The sequence below is a fragment of the Bacteroides sp. CAG:189 genome (genome assembly GCF_000432295.1).
Taxonomy (GTDB): domain Bacteria; phylum Bacteroidota; class Bacteroidia; order Bacteroidales; family Bacteroidaceae; genus Bacteroides; species Bacteroides salyersiae.
Genome location: NZ_HF991113.1, coordinates 1 through 15,881, shown reverse-complemented (window position 1 = coordinate 15,881; position 15,881 = coordinate 1). Strand labels below are relative to the sequence as shown.

At 38.5% G+C, this 15,881-nt stretch carries 22 protein-coding genes and 1 tRNA gene; 6 read left to right on the top strand and 17 right to left on the bottom strand.

Features of this window, described 5'->3' with window-relative positions; all coding sequences use genetic code 11:
- Nucleotide 1: 1 nt before the first annotated feature.
- The 9 genes from QVP90_RS15810 to QVP90_RS15770 form a co-directional block, all read right to left on the bottom strand.
- On the bottom strand, nucleotides 2–586 hold the full coding sequence (locus QVP90_RS15810; protein ID WP_021936970.1) for a BfmA/BtgA family mobilization protein: 585 nt from the start codon (nucleotides 584–586) through the stop codon (nucleotides 2–4).
- A gap of 284 nt (nucleotides 587–870) precedes the next feature.
- The gene (locus QVP90_RS15805; RefSeq protein ID WP_288204830.1) at nucleotides 871–1,164 is read right to left on the bottom strand and encodes a helix-turn-helix domain-containing protein; all 294 of its coding nucleotides are present in this window, start codon (nucleotides 1,162–1,164) and stop codon (nucleotides 871–873) included.
- 359 nt (nucleotides 1,165–1,523) lie between these two features.
- A complete protein-coding gene (locus tag QVP90_RS15800; protein WP_008149749.1) occupies nucleotides 1,524–1,856 on the bottom strand; it encodes a helix-turn-helix domain-containing protein in 333 nt (110 codons plus the stop codon).
- Nucleotides 1,857–2,011: 155 nt separating this feature from the next.
- A complete protein-coding gene (locus QVP90_RS15795) occupies nucleotides 2,012–2,392 on the bottom strand; it encodes a hypothetical protein (RefSeq protein WP_021936968.1) in 381 nt (126 codons plus the stop codon).
- A gap of 19 nt (nucleotides 2,393–2,411) precedes the next feature.
- On the bottom strand, nucleotides 2,412–2,639 hold the full coding sequence (locus QVP90_RS15790; RefSeq protein WP_005814760.1) for a hypothetical protein: 228 nt from the start codon (nucleotides 2,637–2,639) through the stop codon (nucleotides 2,412–2,414).
- An 83-nt stretch (nucleotides 2,640–2,722) separates the two neighbouring features.
- Nucleotides 2,723–3,247 (bottom strand): hypothetical protein, encoded by a 525-nt coding sequence (locus QVP90_RS15785; RefSeq protein WP_021936967.1) that lies wholly within the window; start codon nucleotides 3,245–3,247, stop codon nucleotides 2,723–2,725.
- Nucleotides 3,244–3,966: a hypothetical protein gene (locus QVP90_RS15780; protein ID WP_129732287.1), complete on the bottom strand. Its 723-nt coding sequence runs from the start codon at nucleotides 3,964–3,966 to the stop codon at nucleotides 3,244–3,246. Before QVP90_RS15780 ends, QVP90_RS15785 begins: the two co-directional genes overlap by 4 nt.
- A gap of 64 nt (nucleotides 3,967–4,030) precedes the next feature.
- On the bottom strand, nucleotides 4,031–4,987 hold the full coding sequence (locus QVP90_RS15775; RefSeq protein ID WP_021936965.1) for an Acg family FMN-binding oxidoreductase: 957 nt from the start codon (nucleotides 4,985–4,987) through the stop codon (nucleotides 4,031–4,033).
- On the bottom strand, nucleotides 4,977–5,591 hold the full coding sequence (locus QVP90_RS15770; RefSeq protein ID WP_008657154.1) for a TetR/AcrR family transcriptional regulator: 615 nt from the start codon (nucleotides 5,589–5,591) through the stop codon (nucleotides 4,977–4,979). Before QVP90_RS15770 ends, QVP90_RS15775 begins: the two co-directional genes overlap by 11 nt.
- Before the next feature lie 222 nt (nucleotides 5,592–5,813).
- Here QVP90_RS15770 and QVP90_RS15765 point away from each other — a divergent pair, with 222 nt between their 5' ends.
- The 6 genes from QVP90_RS15765 to QVP90_RS15740 all read left to right on the top strand — a co-directional run bounded on the left by QVP90_RS15765 (nucleotide 5,814) and on the right by QVP90_RS15740 (nucleotide 7,948).
- Entirely contained in the window at nucleotides 5,814–6,128 is a 315-nt protein-coding gene (locus tag QVP90_RS15765) for a helix-turn-helix domain-containing protein (RefSeq protein WP_021936964.1), read from the top strand.
- On the top strand, nucleotides 6,115–6,408 hold the full coding sequence (locus tag QVP90_RS15760; protein WP_008149765.1) for a DUF3876 domain-containing protein: 294 nt from the start codon (nucleotides 6,115–6,117) through the stop codon (nucleotides 6,406–6,408). Before QVP90_RS15765 ends, QVP90_RS15760 begins: the two co-directional genes overlap by 14 nt.
- Nucleotides 6,409–6,489: 81 nt before the next feature.
- The gene (locus QVP90_RS15755; protein ID WP_014298750.1) at nucleotides 6,490–6,783 is read left to right on the top strand and encodes a helix-turn-helix domain-containing protein; all 294 of its coding nucleotides are present in this window, start codon (nucleotides 6,490–6,492) and stop codon (nucleotides 6,781–6,783) included.
- Between the two features lie 62 nt (nucleotides 6,784–6,845).
- Nucleotides 6,846–7,079, top strand: a complete 234-nt coding sequence (locus QVP90_RS15750) for a helix-turn-helix domain-containing protein (RefSeq protein WP_021936963.1) — start codon at nucleotides 6,846–6,848, stop codon at nucleotides 7,077–7,079.
- Between the two features lie 263 nt (nucleotides 7,080–7,342).
- Nucleotides 7,343–7,639 carry a DNA-binding protein gene (locus QVP90_RS15745; RefSeq protein WP_021936962.1) on the top strand — a complete coding sequence of 99 codons (297 nt, stop codon included), beginning with the start codon at nucleotides 7,343–7,345 and terminating at the stop codon, nucleotides 7,637–7,639.
- 6 nt (nucleotides 7,640–7,645) lie between these two features.
- Nucleotides 7,646–7,948 carry a helix-turn-helix domain-containing protein gene (locus tag QVP90_RS15740; protein WP_021936961.1) on the top strand — a complete coding sequence of 101 codons (303 nt, stop codon included), beginning with the start codon at nucleotides 7,646–7,648 and terminating at the stop codon, nucleotides 7,946–7,948.
- Nucleotides 7,949–8,012: 64 nt separating this feature from the next.
- On the opposite strand, the gene QVP90_RS15735 is transcribed toward QVP90_RS15740, so the two are convergent.
- The 8 genes from QVP90_RS15735 to QVP90_RS15700 all read right to left on the bottom strand — a co-directional run bounded on the left by QVP90_RS15735 (nucleotide 8,013) and on the right by QVP90_RS15700 (nucleotide 15,845).
- Entirely contained in the window at nucleotides 8,013–9,239 is a 1,227-nt protein-coding gene (locus QVP90_RS15735) for a site-specific integrase (RefSeq protein WP_021936960.1), read from the bottom strand.
- A 236-nt stretch (nucleotides 9,240–9,475) separates the two neighbouring features.
- A tRNA-Phe gene (locus tag QVP90_RS15730) sits at nucleotides 9,476–9,548 on the bottom strand.
- Between the two features lie 266 nt (nucleotides 9,549–9,814).
- The gene (gene thiL / locus QVP90_RS15725) at nucleotides 9,815–10,846 is read right to left on the bottom strand and encodes a thiamine-phosphate kinase (protein ID WP_005933911.1); all 1,032 of its coding nucleotides are present in this window, start codon (nucleotides 10,844–10,846) and stop codon (nucleotides 9,815–9,817) included.
- A gap of 40 nt (nucleotides 10,847–10,886) precedes the next feature.
- On the bottom strand, nucleotides 10,887–11,696 hold the full coding sequence (locus tag QVP90_RS15720; protein WP_005933910.1) for a purine-nucleoside phosphorylase: 810 nt from the start codon (nucleotides 11,694–11,696) through the stop codon (nucleotides 10,887–10,889).
- Nucleotides 11,635–12,765, bottom strand: coding sequence for a tetraacyldisaccharide 4'-kinase (lpxK, locus tag QVP90_RS15715; RefSeq protein WP_021936959.1), 1,131 nt, complete (start codon nucleotides 12,763–12,765; stop codon nucleotides 11,635–11,637). The genes QVP90_RS15720 and lpxK overlap by 62 nt, the downstream gene beginning before the upstream one ends.
- Nucleotides 12,766–12,775: 10 nt before the next feature.
- Nucleotides 12,776–14,554: a signal peptide peptidase SppA gene (gene sppA, locus QVP90_RS15710; RefSeq protein ID WP_021936958.1), complete on the bottom strand. Its 1,779-nt coding sequence runs from the start codon at nucleotides 14,552–14,554 to the stop codon at nucleotides 12,776–12,778.
- A gap of 211 nt (nucleotides 14,555–14,765) precedes the next feature.
- The gene (locus tag QVP90_RS15705) at nucleotides 14,766–15,278 is read right to left on the bottom strand and encodes a ferritin-like domain-containing protein (protein ID WP_044094167.1); all 513 of its coding nucleotides are present in this window, start codon (nucleotides 15,276–15,278) and stop codon (nucleotides 14,766–14,768) included.
- 267 nt (nucleotides 15,279–15,545) lie between these two features.
- Entirely contained in the window at nucleotides 15,546–15,845 is a 300-nt protein-coding gene (locus QVP90_RS15700; protein ID WP_021936957.1) for a hypothetical protein, read from the bottom strand.
- Nucleotides 15,846–15,881 lie beyond the last annotated feature (36 nt).

Below are 15,881 nucleotides of genomic sequence, written 5' to 3'. Positions count from 1 at the left end.
CTTACGTGTTTGTCAGATTGTTGATTTCAGCTTTCAGGTTATCTTTTCTTCTGCTATCCATCACACCACAAGCGGACAGTTCCGAATAGAGTTGTATTAGTTGAAGTAGCTTCTTATAATCTCGTTGGTGTATCTGGTAGAGTGCATTAATCTGTTTGGATTGGTTGTTTATCACGTCGGCATGATTACAGAACTGTTCACTTAACTTTTTGAGTACTGCTGTGTGTTTCTCCTGACTGGCTTCCAGTTGAGAGAGAATAAGAGTCTCTAAAGTTTTTCCGATAGCATCAAAACGTAAAGCGATAGAATTTGTAGTCCGTATCATGGGATTCAGTTGTTCTTCTTCATAGTGACGGATGAACCGTATAATATCATCCTGTCTCTTATTTATTTTCGCCAGTTCTGATTTTACGGATTCCGGTGCTTCCGATGGGTTAATATGGGCTTTGTCAATATAACCAAAAACCAGTTTCACAACTTCGCTCTTTTTCAGTGAATAGCGTTTGCATATCTTTTCTACCAAAGCTGCCGTTTCCTTGTCTATGGAAATGGTAGTGAATATCGTTTTTCGACTGTTATTGGGCATGGTAATTACTTTTTTATAGAAATATGAATAGATAAATACCTGACAATAAGCATTTCAAAGAAAATGCTTATTACAGGTGTCATTACAGCGTGTTCTTGTAACACGCTAAAGCATAAGGCTTTGCACCGCAGGGCAAGAGGGAGAACAGGACAAAGTCCAGTTCCCTCTTGCTCGATTTAGCGAAACGGGCTGAACCGATAGGTGAGGCAGTTTGTGCTAAATCGGGGTGGTGGCACAGAGGAATAGCCTGAACATAGGCTTCTTTCCTCTGCTACTTATTGCTATCAGGGCTGGTTTGCTAACTGATTGGCTTTTTCAAACTGTTTGTAGGTTTGAGAATCGGCATATTCACGGACAAAAGCCCGAATATCGCTAGCTCTATAATATGTTTTCCGTCCAATGGTAAAGTAAGGAAGTACACCTTTTGCCCGATAGCGTTGTAGGGTTCTGAAAGATGCTTTCAACAGAAAGGCTAAGTCTTGATTATCCAACAGCCTTTCGTTTTCATCGAATACAGTATCGGTATTGATAAGAGATTTCAAGTCTTGCCCGATTTCGGTGAGTTTCTTGGATAGCATTTTCTCTACCAAAGCTGCCGTTTCCTTGTCTATGGAAATGGTGGTGAATATCGTTTTCCGATTGCTGTTTGCCATAGTAATTACTTTTTTATAGAAATGTGAATAGGTAAATTTCTGATAATAAGCATTTAAAAGAAAATGCTTATTACAGGTGTCATTACAGCGTGTTCTTGTAACACGCTAAAGCATAAGGCTTTGCACCGCAGGGCAAGAGGGAGAACAGGACAAAGTCCAGTTCCCTCTTGCTCAATTTTGCGAAACGAGCAAAGCCGAAAGGCGTAGCTGTTTCTGCTAAATTGGGGTGATAGTACAAGGAAGGAGCAGTAATGCTTCATTCCTAAATTTGCTACCTTTTGCTTTCACGGCTGATTTTCTAATTGATTAGCTTTTTCAAACTGTTTGTAGGTTTGGGAATCGGCACGTTCACGAACGAAAGACCGGATATCACTAGCACGATAATAAGTTTTCTTTCCAATGGTAAAGAAAGGTAGTAGCCCGCTTACCCTATAGCGTTGAAGAGTTCGGAAAGATACTTTCAGGAGAAAGGCTAAATCCTGATTATCGAGTATCTTTTCATTATCATCTAATACTTTATCGGTATTGATTAGGGATTTTAAGTCTTTCCCTATTTCAGTGAGTTTCTTGGATAGCTTCTCCATCCATTTCTCAAAGTTTTCGTTGTCTATATACATTTTGCTTCATTTTTTGGTGATACGTTATGAATGTCAATCGATTGATGATGCAAAAATCGGCAGAATGGAGAATCAGAAAAAGAGGAGTAGTTACCTACTCCCCTGAAAATAAAATTCAAATAGTTGTAAATGAGAGAATTATAAAACCATTTTGCTTAATGTTTATTAGATCGTTTACGGGCTTCTTTGTTAATTGCATTCTTTAAAGCATCTAATGTTTTGGTCAGATTGAATGGTTTACGCATAAAAATAGCATCCAGTTTATCGTATATACTTCCAAATCTTAAATTGAAAAGGACTTCAAAACCGTGAGCTAAACGAACTAATGGGACGGGCTTTCCGTCTTTTCCGACTACTTCGCCTAAAAAAGATAACCCTATTACTATTTCAGCAATACCAATAATCCCCAAGTCCTTTGACTTAGGGATTACGTATAGATCAGATTCGGATGTTGGTGAGATAGGTGAAACAAATGATTCAGGATGCTTAATTTTTAGACTTAATAGTTCCAATTCTACATTGATAATAGCTAGCACTTTATGCAGATAAGAATTTTTAAGCGCATTTTTCCCCCTGCTCGCACTGATATAGCTCTTTTAAGGGTGCTATCTCAATACGAGTGAGATTCAGCATCCGAAAGATGTTGGAGTTATCTTTTGAATTGCCAATTGTTGCTATGCACCTGATAAATTCGTCATAAGCGTCTTGCATTTCTGTGTCAGTTACTTTTTGTGAGGAATCAGTCAATAAGATGATAATCCTCGTTTTTGATAAATCATTCATAAGCATGAAGTGTTTAATAATTAATGAGTATTAATAATCAGACTAAAGTCTGTTACATGTTGCTGAATGATTTCTGTATATCTTTAAAACATGAATCCAATCTTTATTGAAATAGCATTATGGCTTAGCTTCTCTGCAAACTCGGCTGTAAACAATGATTGCTTTTGCGTTTTCAGTCGTTCAAGTTTCTGGGATTCATATCCTAAAGCCAAGAATAACTTCTTACTTTTACAAATAGAATATTCTACCCCAGCAGACGGATTCAGATAAAAACCTCCATTAGCATTTTTATTCGGTGCAAAACTATATCCAACGCCACATTCTATATAAGGAGTGAACTTTCTAGGTTTTATGATTAAAAATTTTGCATCGGCAAATAACGGGATCAGGACTTTCTCATAAATAGATAATCCTGTCCCGACACCGACAGAGAACCGTTTGTTGATGGCATAATAACCCAGAACCTGTAATGAAAAAGGAGTAGCTGCTGGCTCGCTCATGTCAATACCTGTTCCTACACTTGTTGCAAAAGTGAAGTGTTCTTTCTTTTGGGCTGTCGCTATCGCAACAGTACAGCTTGCTATAATTAGTAGAATAATCTTTTTCATTGGATCGTTACAGTTATGCGTTTTACAATGTGTAAAGCTGTTGTAAGCCCGGATGTATCTTCATTAATCTCTCCCGAACTTCCATCTGGACTACTATGCCCGATCAAATTTGCTTCAAATGATTTTTCTCCTGATAATAAATCGACATTGGCAGTATATACAATCGCTGGTTGTCCACTTCCTTCTTTACCACCAGAATAGTTGGTTTCTCCTTCTTTGGCTAATTTGGGAAAGGCTTCATTGAAATCGGTAGAGTGATTGATTTCTATTTTTACCACAAATTTCTTTAGTGCTGTTGTCGGACTTAATTTGATATCAAAACTTCCATGTGGGGTTGCCCCTGATATGCCATCTGTTAATGGTTCTTTCTTTGTGGGCAAATAAAGTCCATCATCGTATTTTATCCCACGTGAATAACACCAATGAGGCAGAGCTTCTTTCCGTCGGTTTCCTCCCGATGCTTGCCATGATTGGGTCGCAATCTTATGAGTTACATAAACTGTTGAAAGATAATTCCCTTGTGTATCTTCCAGCCAGATAGCAATTTGAGGTGGGTTCTTCTTGTTAATACCTAAGAACAAAGGAAAATCATGCAACCATTGTTCACCCTGTTCGATGTGGACTTTTACATCTCCTTTCTCATACTCAATCAATTCCTGTTGGCAGGAACAAAGGCTGACAAGCCATAAATAAATTAATGTCAATCCCATTTTCTTCATGTTAGTTTTATTAAATTGTTATTTTACTATTGTTACTAATCGGGAACATAATAAGCAAAAAATATTAGACTAGTAATGTTTCAATCTTTTTACGGGGAGAATAAGGGATTTGCTTTGCATAACCAATTCTCATTATTAATGTTGGGTGTTCCTTATTGACAGGTAATTTCTCTCGTAAGTCAAAAGCTAATGCCGCAACTTCGCACGGCTGATTCAAAAAAGCATAAGAAATCCCGATCTCAGTTACTTTTAACAGAAAGCGTTGGAGTGTTCGCCCCAAGTTAATCCATTCTTCGATTGTATCTCGTTGTGTAGTGCATACAACAAAATGCGAGGAAGAATCTATTTTCTTTCTATCCGATTTGTTTTGTGCATTAGGTTTTAAGAATAAGCTAACTATGGGACGTGCTAATATTCTAGGAAGTGGTGGATTTCCGAAAACCAAATAACTTAGCCCGTTATGTGTAGCCTCAACTTGTTTTTTATTAAACCTCATCCACGAAAGTAATTCATTCTTGAAAGCAATATCAGCCATTTGAATTTCATTCCCTTTCATTATGTATTGGGTTATTGTATTTGCAAATGGCGTATTTATTTCAGTAAAGTAGAATTGAATACCATTTTCTTTTGGAATGGATTGAAGTTGTTGCAGAATTCCATCTGATATTTTATTGCCATTATAGATATTGCGGTTTGTCTGTCGTTTCTCAATTTGATGGAATAGGGAATCTTCAATTGTGAGATCATTTTTCGTTAATTCAAGAATAATCGCTTCTATACTGCGTTCTATTATATGGGTAGTGTAACCAAAATAGCTGGCAGCGATGCATAAGTTTTCAACAGCACAGCCTAAGCTAATAAATAACTCACGATTGTTTCTATCAACGACAGGTAACGCTACATCTAAGTTGGGGAGAACCGTAATAGTACTGTCCGTAATATGAAACTTCCAAGGCTGTGTGTTATGTCCCGAAGGAGCTTTGGAAGCATAACTGGCTATTTGTATGAAATCAGTTTTCATCTTGAAATACCTTATTTATTAATACTTCAATTCCTTCGTTTATCTGTTCCCATCCTGAATTCTCATTCAGAGGAATGCCATTGTAAACCGGACAAAAATCTTCCAGCATTACCAGATAAGTAATCGATGCTGTCAGCATAGAGGCTATTGCTGCAATTTCCTTTTGGGGATGTCCTGTTAGTTCGCTTACTTTCTTTACAAGGTCTATTCCTACTTTTTCCCGTTGCTCTCTTAGCTTTACAATCATATCATTATTACAAGATAATTCCCAGCGATAAAGCCTTTTCAAAGTAGGATTATTCCTTAATTGCTCAATCTGTCCTTGAAACATACTTTTCACGAATGCAGGTAGTTTTTCACGGCTGGGATATTCAAGAGGGAAATTGATCCAAAAATCATGTTGCCGTATGTAAGCAGCCATAAGTCCCTCTACCGAACCAAAATAACGGTATATCAATATCTTTGAAACACCTGATTGGGTAGCTATAGCGTTAATGCCGATTTTCTCGAAGCCATCTTCGGCAATCATTTTACCGATAGTATCTAGCAACCGCTTTTCGGTAGCTTCCCGATCTCTTTCTCCTGTTATGCTTTTTCCTTTCATTTTACGCATTGTTACTATTTGGGAACAAATATATGTTACTTGTCGGAAACATGCAAATAATCTGCTTGGTAAATTTGCAGTGGTAGAAAGTTTTTTGCTATCAAGCCAATGCTGAACTTACTATGCCATCCTTAGACAGTTTAGAAAACGTCTCTTGATTCTTCTTTCATTTGCTGGTGAAAATAGAATCAACATGTTTTATGAACCATTAAAAGTAAAAGTATGGAGGTAGTAACCATTGAAAAAAGAACATTCTTGTATATCTGCGAGAGGTTTACGGAGTTTGCTAAACGGATAGAGAGTTTGTACAGCACTCATACGCAGAAAGTCGAAAACTGGCTGGATAGTCAGGAAGTATGCCTGTTGTTAGGCTTTAGTAAGCGAACTTTGCAGTATTATAGGAGTAGCGGAAGATTGGCTTATTCTCAAATCGGTAGCAAGATTTATTATAAATCTGCTGATATTGAAAAGATTATTTCAAACTGTGAAATAAAGAATCAATCACCCAAACAAATCATGCCTTATGAAAAGAACTAAAGAAGATTATCCGTCCTTCAACCTGTTCTCCATTGTTGGCACATGGGAAAGCATTAATCTGAATCCTACGGTTATCATCTACCGGAACGACAAAGATTATCTTCTCTCTATTATATATGTATCGGAAGCCACCAAACAGGCTTCACCCGCCACATATGAAATACATAAAGAAGGTAGCCTGTATTTTATCGCTCCTGCTCCTAAACGGATTTACATAGATTATGATCCGGTGAAAGATGTGCTTAACCTTTCATCGTTAGGCGATTATCTGCGTAACTAATCAATCAACCAGCTAGTCATTTTACTGATTAGCCATTTAGCAATCTTGAAATCAATATTTCAATAAAACAATCTTTCAATCATGGAACTAATAAATAAAGATACCCCGCAAGTCAAAGAATTTATTTCTTCGCTTGATTCGATGCTGAATGGCATTGAAGCTATTGTCAAGCACTACAAACCCCACCTGAACGGGGAACGCTTTCTTTCCAACCATGAAGTTTCTAAGAAACTGAATGTCAGTTTGCGAACCCTGCAAGAGTGGAGAGATACTGGATTAATCCCCTTCATCCAGATAAAAGGGAAAATCATATATCGTCAAAGTGATATTGATAAACTCCTGCAAAAGCATTACTTCGAAAGCTGGAAAGAATAATCTGCCACCCTCAAAATAAAGATACCCCACAAGTCAAAGAATTTATTTCTTCGCTCGATTCGATGCTGAACGGTATTGAATCTATTGTCAAGCATTACAAGCCCCACCTGAATGGGGAACGCTTTCTTTCTAATAATGAGGTTTCCAAGAAACTGAATGTCAGTTTGCGAACCCTGCAAGAGTGGCGAGATACAGGGCTAATCCCCTTTATCCAGATAAAAGGTAAAATCATCTATCGCCAGAGCGATATTGATAAGCTACTTCAAAAGCACTACTTTGAAAGCTGGAAAGAATAGTCTGCCAGCCTCGAAAACATTGTTTTTCGGAATTTAATTTGAATCATTGACTTTTCCAGTGAAGTATTTAGTCTGTGCAAGTCTTTTCCTAAAAATACGCTCGGAATGTAATGGAGAGGAAGATTTTTAGAAAAACCCGTAGGGCTCGGACTTGAACAGGCTAAATACGGAACTTACCTTTGTCAATGCTTCATATTGAGTTCTGGAAAACTTACTTTAAAAGAAAAGGATTGAGAAAATGAATTTTGAAAAGTAATTTATATATGGATATAGTAGCAATAGAAAGAGTTTCCTTCGATTCTTTTAGAAAGAAGTTGGAACAGATTATATCATTGGTAGATAATACTTCTTTGCATTCCTTTGATATGTGTATTGAGAAAGAATGGATAGAGGGTAGGACATTAGCAGCTTCCTTAAATATTCCTTTACGAACATTACAGTCTTTACGTGAGAGTGGCAAACTTTCTTTTTCGACTGTTGGCAAGAAGGTATATTATATGGTTGCCGAAGTACAAAAACTATTGGATTCAGGGAGAATAAAAGTAACCACTAAAGAATAATTACTTATGGATTTATACACGAATGAGGATAGCCAAGAATTATTGCAATCGTTAGATAGGGTTTTACCTTATATAGAATATGCATTGAAGAATAATAAGCCCATGTTTGATGGTGAACGGTATCTGACAAGTGAAGAACTTTGTTCTATTCTCAAAATTAGCCGTAGAACTTTACAGTATTATCGGGATGATGGCATTTTCCCTTTTATTCAACTTCCGGGCAAAGTGCTGTTCCGTGAATCGGATATTAGAAAGGTGTTGGAAGATAGGTTTCGTTCTGCCTATAATATAGAAGATTATCCTCTTTAGTTTTTAATGATGAAGTTAGAGAAACGGCTACCGTCCTAATGGATTGAGTAGCCGTTTTTTATCTTTAGGTGTTTTTAGTAGAGAAGCTCTCCCGCACATTCTGCATATCTCGGAGAATACTTTGATCTAATACTTTTGCGTATCGCTGCGTCATTTTTGTATTGGTATGACCGAGCATTTTGGCTACATTTTCCAATGATACATTATTAGCTAAAGCGACAACGGTCGAAAATGTATGTCGTCCGGTATGTGTGGTTAGATTCTTTTTAATACCGCATAAATCAGCAATTTCTTTCAAGTAACTGTTTAGCTTTTGGTTGCATGGAACGGGTAACAATGTTCCTTTCTTTTTCGCCAGTGGATGCCCTTCGTATTTTTCCAATATGGCTAAAGGTATATCCAAAAGAGGAATGTTACACATGACTTTAGTTTTCTGTCTTGCTTTCCTAATCCATAAATTCCCCTGATTATCAGATACAAGATGTTCTGCTTTTAATTCAGATACATCTATGAAAGCTAAACCCGTGAAGCATTGGAATAGAAAAATATCACGTACTAAATCTAAACGAGGAACATCAAAAACTTTGTTTTTCATAGTTTCTAATTCTTCTTTGGTTAGAAATTCTTTGTGTACTTCCTGCTCATGGAAACGGATGTTGATAAACGGGTCTTTTTCCATCCAATCATTCGCTAATGCCATGTTGGTGATTTTCTTCACTACCTTCATATAACGGATTACCGTATTTTCTTGCAAGTCTTTTTGAGCTTTCAAGAAGTGAATATAATCCTGAATGATAGCATGGCTTATTTCTTTCATGGGTATATCCTTTAGATGGTACTTTTTCAAAGCCATCTCTTTGAAATACCGTAAACAAGTATCAAACCGGGAGATAGTTACTTTGGCATAATCCTTGCCAATCAGTTCACGGCATTTGTCGTTATGTTCCTGAAAAACTTCAAAGAACATCAGGTGCTTTTCATCCAGTCCGAGGAAACGTCTTTTAATCTCCATCGGATTGATAAGCTTATTATCATCTTCTAAAATTCGATGAATATCATACAAACGTAGTCTTACCGATTCAATATAGCGGTTTACTTCTACAGATTTGGCATCTTTACCTGTACATCGTTCTTTGGCTTGCGACCAAAGTTCGGGCTTAATGGTTCGTTTTAGCTGTAATTCAGCTAATTGACCTTGAATTGTTATCCGCAACATGATAGGTGTTTCACCTGATTTTACTGTTCTTGTTTTGCGGATGAAGAACAGCACGTTGAAAGTCTGTCGTTTCATACTCTAAAAATTAATGTTTAAAGTTACTGAATCGTGCAGAATAGCAAGAATTAAACGATAAGACAATCAACGACTTACGGTACAATTCGTGGACACTTTTTTCGAGACTAAAATTGTCCACGATTTAGCACTACGGAAGTGCGTAATTCTGCTCAAAATATGCGGATTAGGGGAAAAAGAAAATCCCTGAAATGTTTAATTTTCAAGGATTTACCAAATTTGAAGTCTTTTAAAAGTGGTGCCACCAGGAATCGAACCGGGGACACAAGGATTTTCAGTCCTTTGCTCTACCAACTGAGCTATGGCACCTTTCTTTTATTTTGCGAATGCAAAGGTAGTGAAAGTTTTTTTATTCTGCAAGAAGTAGTGAAATAAAAATCATTGATATCTAATTACCTGGTTTATTATCAGCAATATACAAGATGAAAAATATTTTTATTTTAATTAAATAGAAAGGAGGAGAGGATTTATTAGTTGTCTTTGGTGGAATGTTAAATACAGCCTTTTGTATATAAGAAATACGTATCTTAAAATATTTAAAATACGTATTTCTGGAATCGGTGAAATAATAAATACTATTTCTGTAATAAAGGATTCCAACCTTGTGCTTTCAATTCGAATTCTTGTCCGTCTCGTGTTATTAGAGCACAACCTAATTCGGGTTTGGTGATATGTCCAATTAGGCGTACTCCTTCCATTTCGGATATTTTTTCGTGATCGGCAATAGGAACGGTAAAGAGTAACTCATAATCCTCACCACCGTTCATTGCACAGGTTGTGAGGTTCATATTGAATTCCTCTGCCATAACAGCTGTCTGATAATCTATAGGTATATGTTCTTCGTAAACACGACAACCGGCATTGCTTTGAGAACAGATGTGTAACAACTCGGAAGATAATCCATCGGAGATGTCCATCATGGAGGTGGGGGTAATATTGGCGGCAGCTAACTTTTCAATAATGTCTTTACGAGCTTCGGGTTTGAGTTGTCGCTCCAACAGGTATTCTTTGCCGGAGAAATCCGGTTGCGCATCTTGTTCGCCTTTGAATACTGCTTTTTCGCGTTCCAATAATTGCAGACCCATGTAGGCGGCACCTAAATCACCACTGACGCAGATTAGATCTGTTTCCTTTGCACCGTTGCGGTAGACGACTTTATCTTTATCCGCTTCTCCGATACAGGTGATGCTGATGGCAAAGCCCGTTAGAGAAGAAGTGGTATCTCCACCTACAATGTCAACGTGATATTGCTGGCATGCCAGGCGGAGCCCGGCATAAAACTCATCCATGTCTTCCACGCTGAAGCGTTTGGATAGGGCAAGTGAGACGGTAATCTGCTTTGGTGTTCCGTTCATCGCGTAGATATCGGAGAAGTTGACAATGGCGGATTTATATCCCAAATGCTTTAAGGGCATGTAAGTCAAGTCAAAGTGTACACCTTCCATAAGCAAGTCGGTTGTCACCAGTACTTGCTTTTCTGAAGGGTAGGAGAGGACGGCAGCATCGTCGCCTATTCCATATTTGCTTGATTCATTTTCTAATTTGATTCCCTCAGTGAGATGCTTGATGAGGCCGAACTCGCCAAGGGTTGCTATTTCTGTTCTCATAAAATCTAATTAATGATAAGATCCTTCCGATTTGAACGGATTAGGCACGATTGATAAGTTCACGCATGATGGTAGTCATTTTGGGTTGAGCAGCGTCGGCCGCTTTTTGGACTTCCTCATGTGATACTTCTACAATTTTCCCTTCTACTCCCAAATCGGTTACAACCGAGATTCCGAATACCTTAATTCCACAATGATTGGCTACAATTACTTCGGGTACTGTAGACATGCCTACGGCATCCGCCCCAAGAATGTGGAACAGCTTATATTCGGAAGGGGTTTCGAATGTTGGTCCTTGTGTGCCTATATAAACTCCTTGCTGTACTTTTATTCCTTTCTCTTTGGCTATCTCTTTCGCTTTACGAATCAGCTCCTTGTTGTATGCCTCGCTCATGTCCGGAAAACGTGGACCGTATGGGATGTTCTTTCCACGAAGCGGATGTTCGGGGAAATAGTTGATATGGTCGGTAATAATCATCAGGTCGCCTATTTCGAAATCGGGATTGGTGCCACCACTGGCATTGGATACGAATAATGTTTTAATGCCCAATTCGCGCATGACGCGCACCGGGAAGGTTACTTCTTGCATGGAATAACCTTCGTAATAGTGAAAACGTCCCTGCATTGCCATAATGTCTTTATTACCCAATTTACCGAAAATAAGCTTCCCGCTATGTCCTTCAACGGTTGATACAGGGAAGTTGGGGATGTCTTCGTACTTTATTTCATACTTCTCGGTAATTTCATTTGCCAGGCTGCCAAGTCCGGTACCCAGAATGATCGCCGTTTCAGGACTTGTGTGCATCTTTCCTTTCAGAAAAGCTGCCGTCTCTTGTATTTTCTCTAACATAGCCAATAATGTGTTGGTTAAAAATATCTTGTTGATTCTGTAATATTTCTACTTCAATGGGAAGAATGTAAATATATTTTTTTAGTTCTCTATCCATCACCGGATGATGTACCAGACGGGTGGCATCCTTTTCGGTGGTGATGATCAAGCGTTGTTCTCCCTTTAGTTTTTTGAACCGCTCTCTGATGGACTGTATATCGCGTTGACTGAAATTATGATGATCGTCGAATGCCAACAAGTCTATATGCGATGTATATTTCTCCAACTCTTGCATAATAGGGGCAGGAGAAGCAATTCCTGTGAGCAGTAGCACCTGTTCGTCTGCTTGCAAAGTGGATAGTTTTCTTTCTGTTTTTCCTGCTATTTCCGGAAATGCCGGCTGTAGGTTTCCATAGCGGAAAGCAGAAAAAAATAACATCTGATAAGGAAATAGGTTCAGCCTTTTTGTAATAATATTGAAATCTATCGGTTTTATGTCCGGAGGGCATTTGGTGACAATGACAATTTGTGCACGATTTTTCCCATGTACGGATTCACGAAGCAACCCTGCTGGCAATAATGCATCATCACAGAACAGACGGTGATAATCTGTCAGGAGGATGTTGAGACCGGCTTTAACATAGCGGTGTTGAAATGCGTCATCAAGCAGAACAACTTCTACCGGAGGATTATTCAATTTGCAAAGTTGTTCGATGCCATGACAGCGATTTTCGTCCACGGCCACCCGGATATCGGAGAATTTTGATTTTATTTGGTAAGGTTCATCGCCTATATTGCGTGCATCACTTTCGCCGGTAGATAATATGTAGCCTTTTGTATGGCGTTTGTATCCCCGGCTCAATACGGCAACCTGAAATTTATGACGAAGTAATTTTATCAGATACTCGGTGTGTGGCGTTTTACCGGTTCCTCCTACGGCAATGTTGCCGATACAGATGACAGGAACGTTAAAACTCTTTGACCGGAGATATCCCCAGTCAAAGAGTTTGTTTCTTAGGGTAACCCCTATTCCATAAAGGAATGAAATAGGGTATAGCCATTTATGTATCTTGATAAAATTTTCTTCCATGCAGAAAAGTTTACTTAATATTCAGTTCGAATGGAACGCGTGCCTGTATCATGGAGCGTTCGCTTAAATTCTTCAATAAACTGAAGTCTTTATAATAATCTCCTAATTTGCTTTTCAGGAGTTGAGATTCTACATAGCTTGTTGGTTGGGTGTCTAACAAAGAAGAGAAAAGATCTTTTTTGGCTGGATAAGCCACAACTGTATATCCTTCCAGATCAGCTTTCTTGACTGCAATGTCGAGTGCTTTGTCAATACCGCCCAGTTCATCTACCAATCCTAATTCTTTGGCTGTTTCACCGGTCCATACACGGCCTTCGGCTATTTTTTCGATTGCTTCTTTAGTCATGTGACGCCCTTCGGCACAACGGGTGACAAATGTATCGTATCCTTGCGTAATCATCATCTGCATTAATGCTTTTTCATCATTGTTGAATGGGCGCATGATGTTGCCGAAATCTGCAAATTTATTTGTTTTTACCACATCATAAGTCAATCCTACTTTATCAGTAAGTTCTTTTACATTGGGGACCATGCCGAAAATGCCGATGGAACCGGTAAGAGTAGTCGGTTCTGCTACGATTGTATCGGCTATGCATGAGATGTAATAACCGCCCGATGCTGCGTAGTCACCCATTGAAACGATAACCGGTTTTTCTGCTTTCAGTTCTTTTACGGCATGCCAGATCTGTTCGGAAGCAAAAGCACTTCCACCCGGAGAATTTACACGCAATACAACTGCTTTGACATCTTTATCTTCTTTCAACTTACGTAAATCGCGGATAACTTTATTACCGACAATTCCATCTTCAGAAGTGGCCGAACCTCCCTGATCTGTTATTTCACCTGATGCGTAATAGATGGCTACGATATTGCCGCTTTTGTCTTTCGGCACATTCTTTTTCACATTGATCATATCGCTTAGACCGAGAATAGGCAGACGGTCGTCTTTATCGATGTCAACCAGTTGTTTTAGATAGTCACGTACATTGTTTTTGTAGATCAAGGTGTCTGCCAGTCTGCAACTTACGCTCTCTTCCGCAGGATAGAACATGAGCATCCGGTCAGCATAAGCATTCAGTGAATCCGGTGAAATGTGGCGTGAAGCTGAAACCCCGTCCACTACTTGTCCCCAAATAGAACCGATGAATTCGGTAACTTGTTCGCGGTTAGCGGGGCTCATTTCCGTAGCGATGAAAGGTTCGACTGCCGATTTGTAGGTACCTACTTTGAATATTTGCATTTCAATGCCGACTTTCTGAAGTAAATCTTTGTAAAAAATCGGTGCAGATGCGATGCCTCGCCACTCAATCATTCCTTTCGGATTGAGCAGCACTTTGTCTGCTACACTTGAGAGATAATAAAGACCTTGTGTATATCCGTCACTATATGCGACAATGAATTTGCCACTTTCTTTAAAATCATTCAAGGCATTACGAATAGCTTGCAGGGACGCATAAGAGGAACTCAGACTGGAAGCCTGTATATAAATGCCTTTGATGTTTTCGTTTTCTTTGGCTTTTTTGATGGAAGATAGAATGTCATCGAGTCCGTAAACATTGGAGTCATCTCCTGTCAATGCCGAGAATATTCCCTCTAAGCTCTCTTGAGTACGTTCTACCAGTGTACCGTTAAGATCGAGCATCATCACTGAGTTTTTCTTGACGACTGTTTCCGTATCGGATGATGAAACGATTCCGAAAATCACTATGATGCCGATGAAGAACAGAACGATGCTTGACAGTATGATACCTGTAACTGTGGCAAGCGTAAATTTAAAGAAATCTTTCATTGTACTTATAGTTTTTTTATGCCAGCTCGTATTAAAGCTAACAAAGATAAATAATTGAGTTGATATTTATCCCATAAGTCGCATAGTTTTTTGTTTTGTCACAGTGAGGTGAGTGAAAAATGTGATAACTTAAGGAATTATAGAGCAAAAAAAGAGGGAATCGTCTTATCGCAGATTGCTCCCCCTTTCCCACTCTTTAAGAAACTACTACTTATTTCTTAAGAAAAGATTCTTTCATTTTGGCAATGTCATTCAAGTAATCCTGCAAATCTTGTTCGTGGTCTTCTTCTTCGGCCAGGATATGTTTGGCAATATCACATGTGGTATAGTCTTTTCCTTCTGTGAATTTTGCTATTTCTTGGTAACGAAGTATTGCACAACGTTCGGATGCTACATTCTGATTGAGTAAACTTACCGTATCAAATTGAGTTGGGGTGTCATATTTGCATCTGGCCAATTCGAACCATTGTTTTGGGTCGAGAACCGGAGTTCCTTCCAATTCTATAATACGATCAGCGATTAACTGTGCGTGTTGGCGTTCTTCTTCGGCATGTTCTTCGAATTCACCTTGTACGCCGGTACGCATAGCACCTTCAACGACTAATGCGCCTACCCAATATTGATAGTATGCCAACCATTCTTCAGACAATGCAGCATTAAGCTGTTCAATTAAACTTTTTACATCGAGCTTACCTTGCAGGATTTTCACACTTTCTTTAGCCATAATTTTAAAGTTTAGGTTATAAATATTAAGTTGGTTATTCAACAATGCCGAAAATCTTTTGTTTCGGGATAAATCTGATTTAACAAAAGTAAATGGTCGAAGAATGGCTGTGGTTGGTTGGATGATAATTTGTTTGTTTGAACAGATTAAATTTCTCTTACCTGTTTCCAATGCATTCAACATATCTTTTACTTCCTCTTCTATTCTTTTCTTTTTTTAACATAGTTAATTTCTTTTTCCTGATATTCTTTGCTCTCTTCTAAGTAATTAATTTCCTGATTGCAGGAATACGTATTCTTGCGCGTAGAGAATTGATTTTAACATGGCCTTAAAATCCATTCCTTGTCCTTGGTTATCCGTATCCCTTTTCTTGCTGAAATTCTCCCTTATATGATTGATATATGCCCTTTTGTCTTTTGTCCCTTGTTTCTTTTCGGAATCATTCGGCCTTTCCTGTTTCCGGAGCCTTTTTGCCCGTATTTGTTCATTCGTCAACTTAAACTCCCGCTCTTCTTCTCCTTTATGGTATTTTCCCGGTAAAAGCACGCCTTCCCTTTCTTTTCCCATTCCTTCCTTTTATCCCCTCCTGTATCCGGCCTCCAT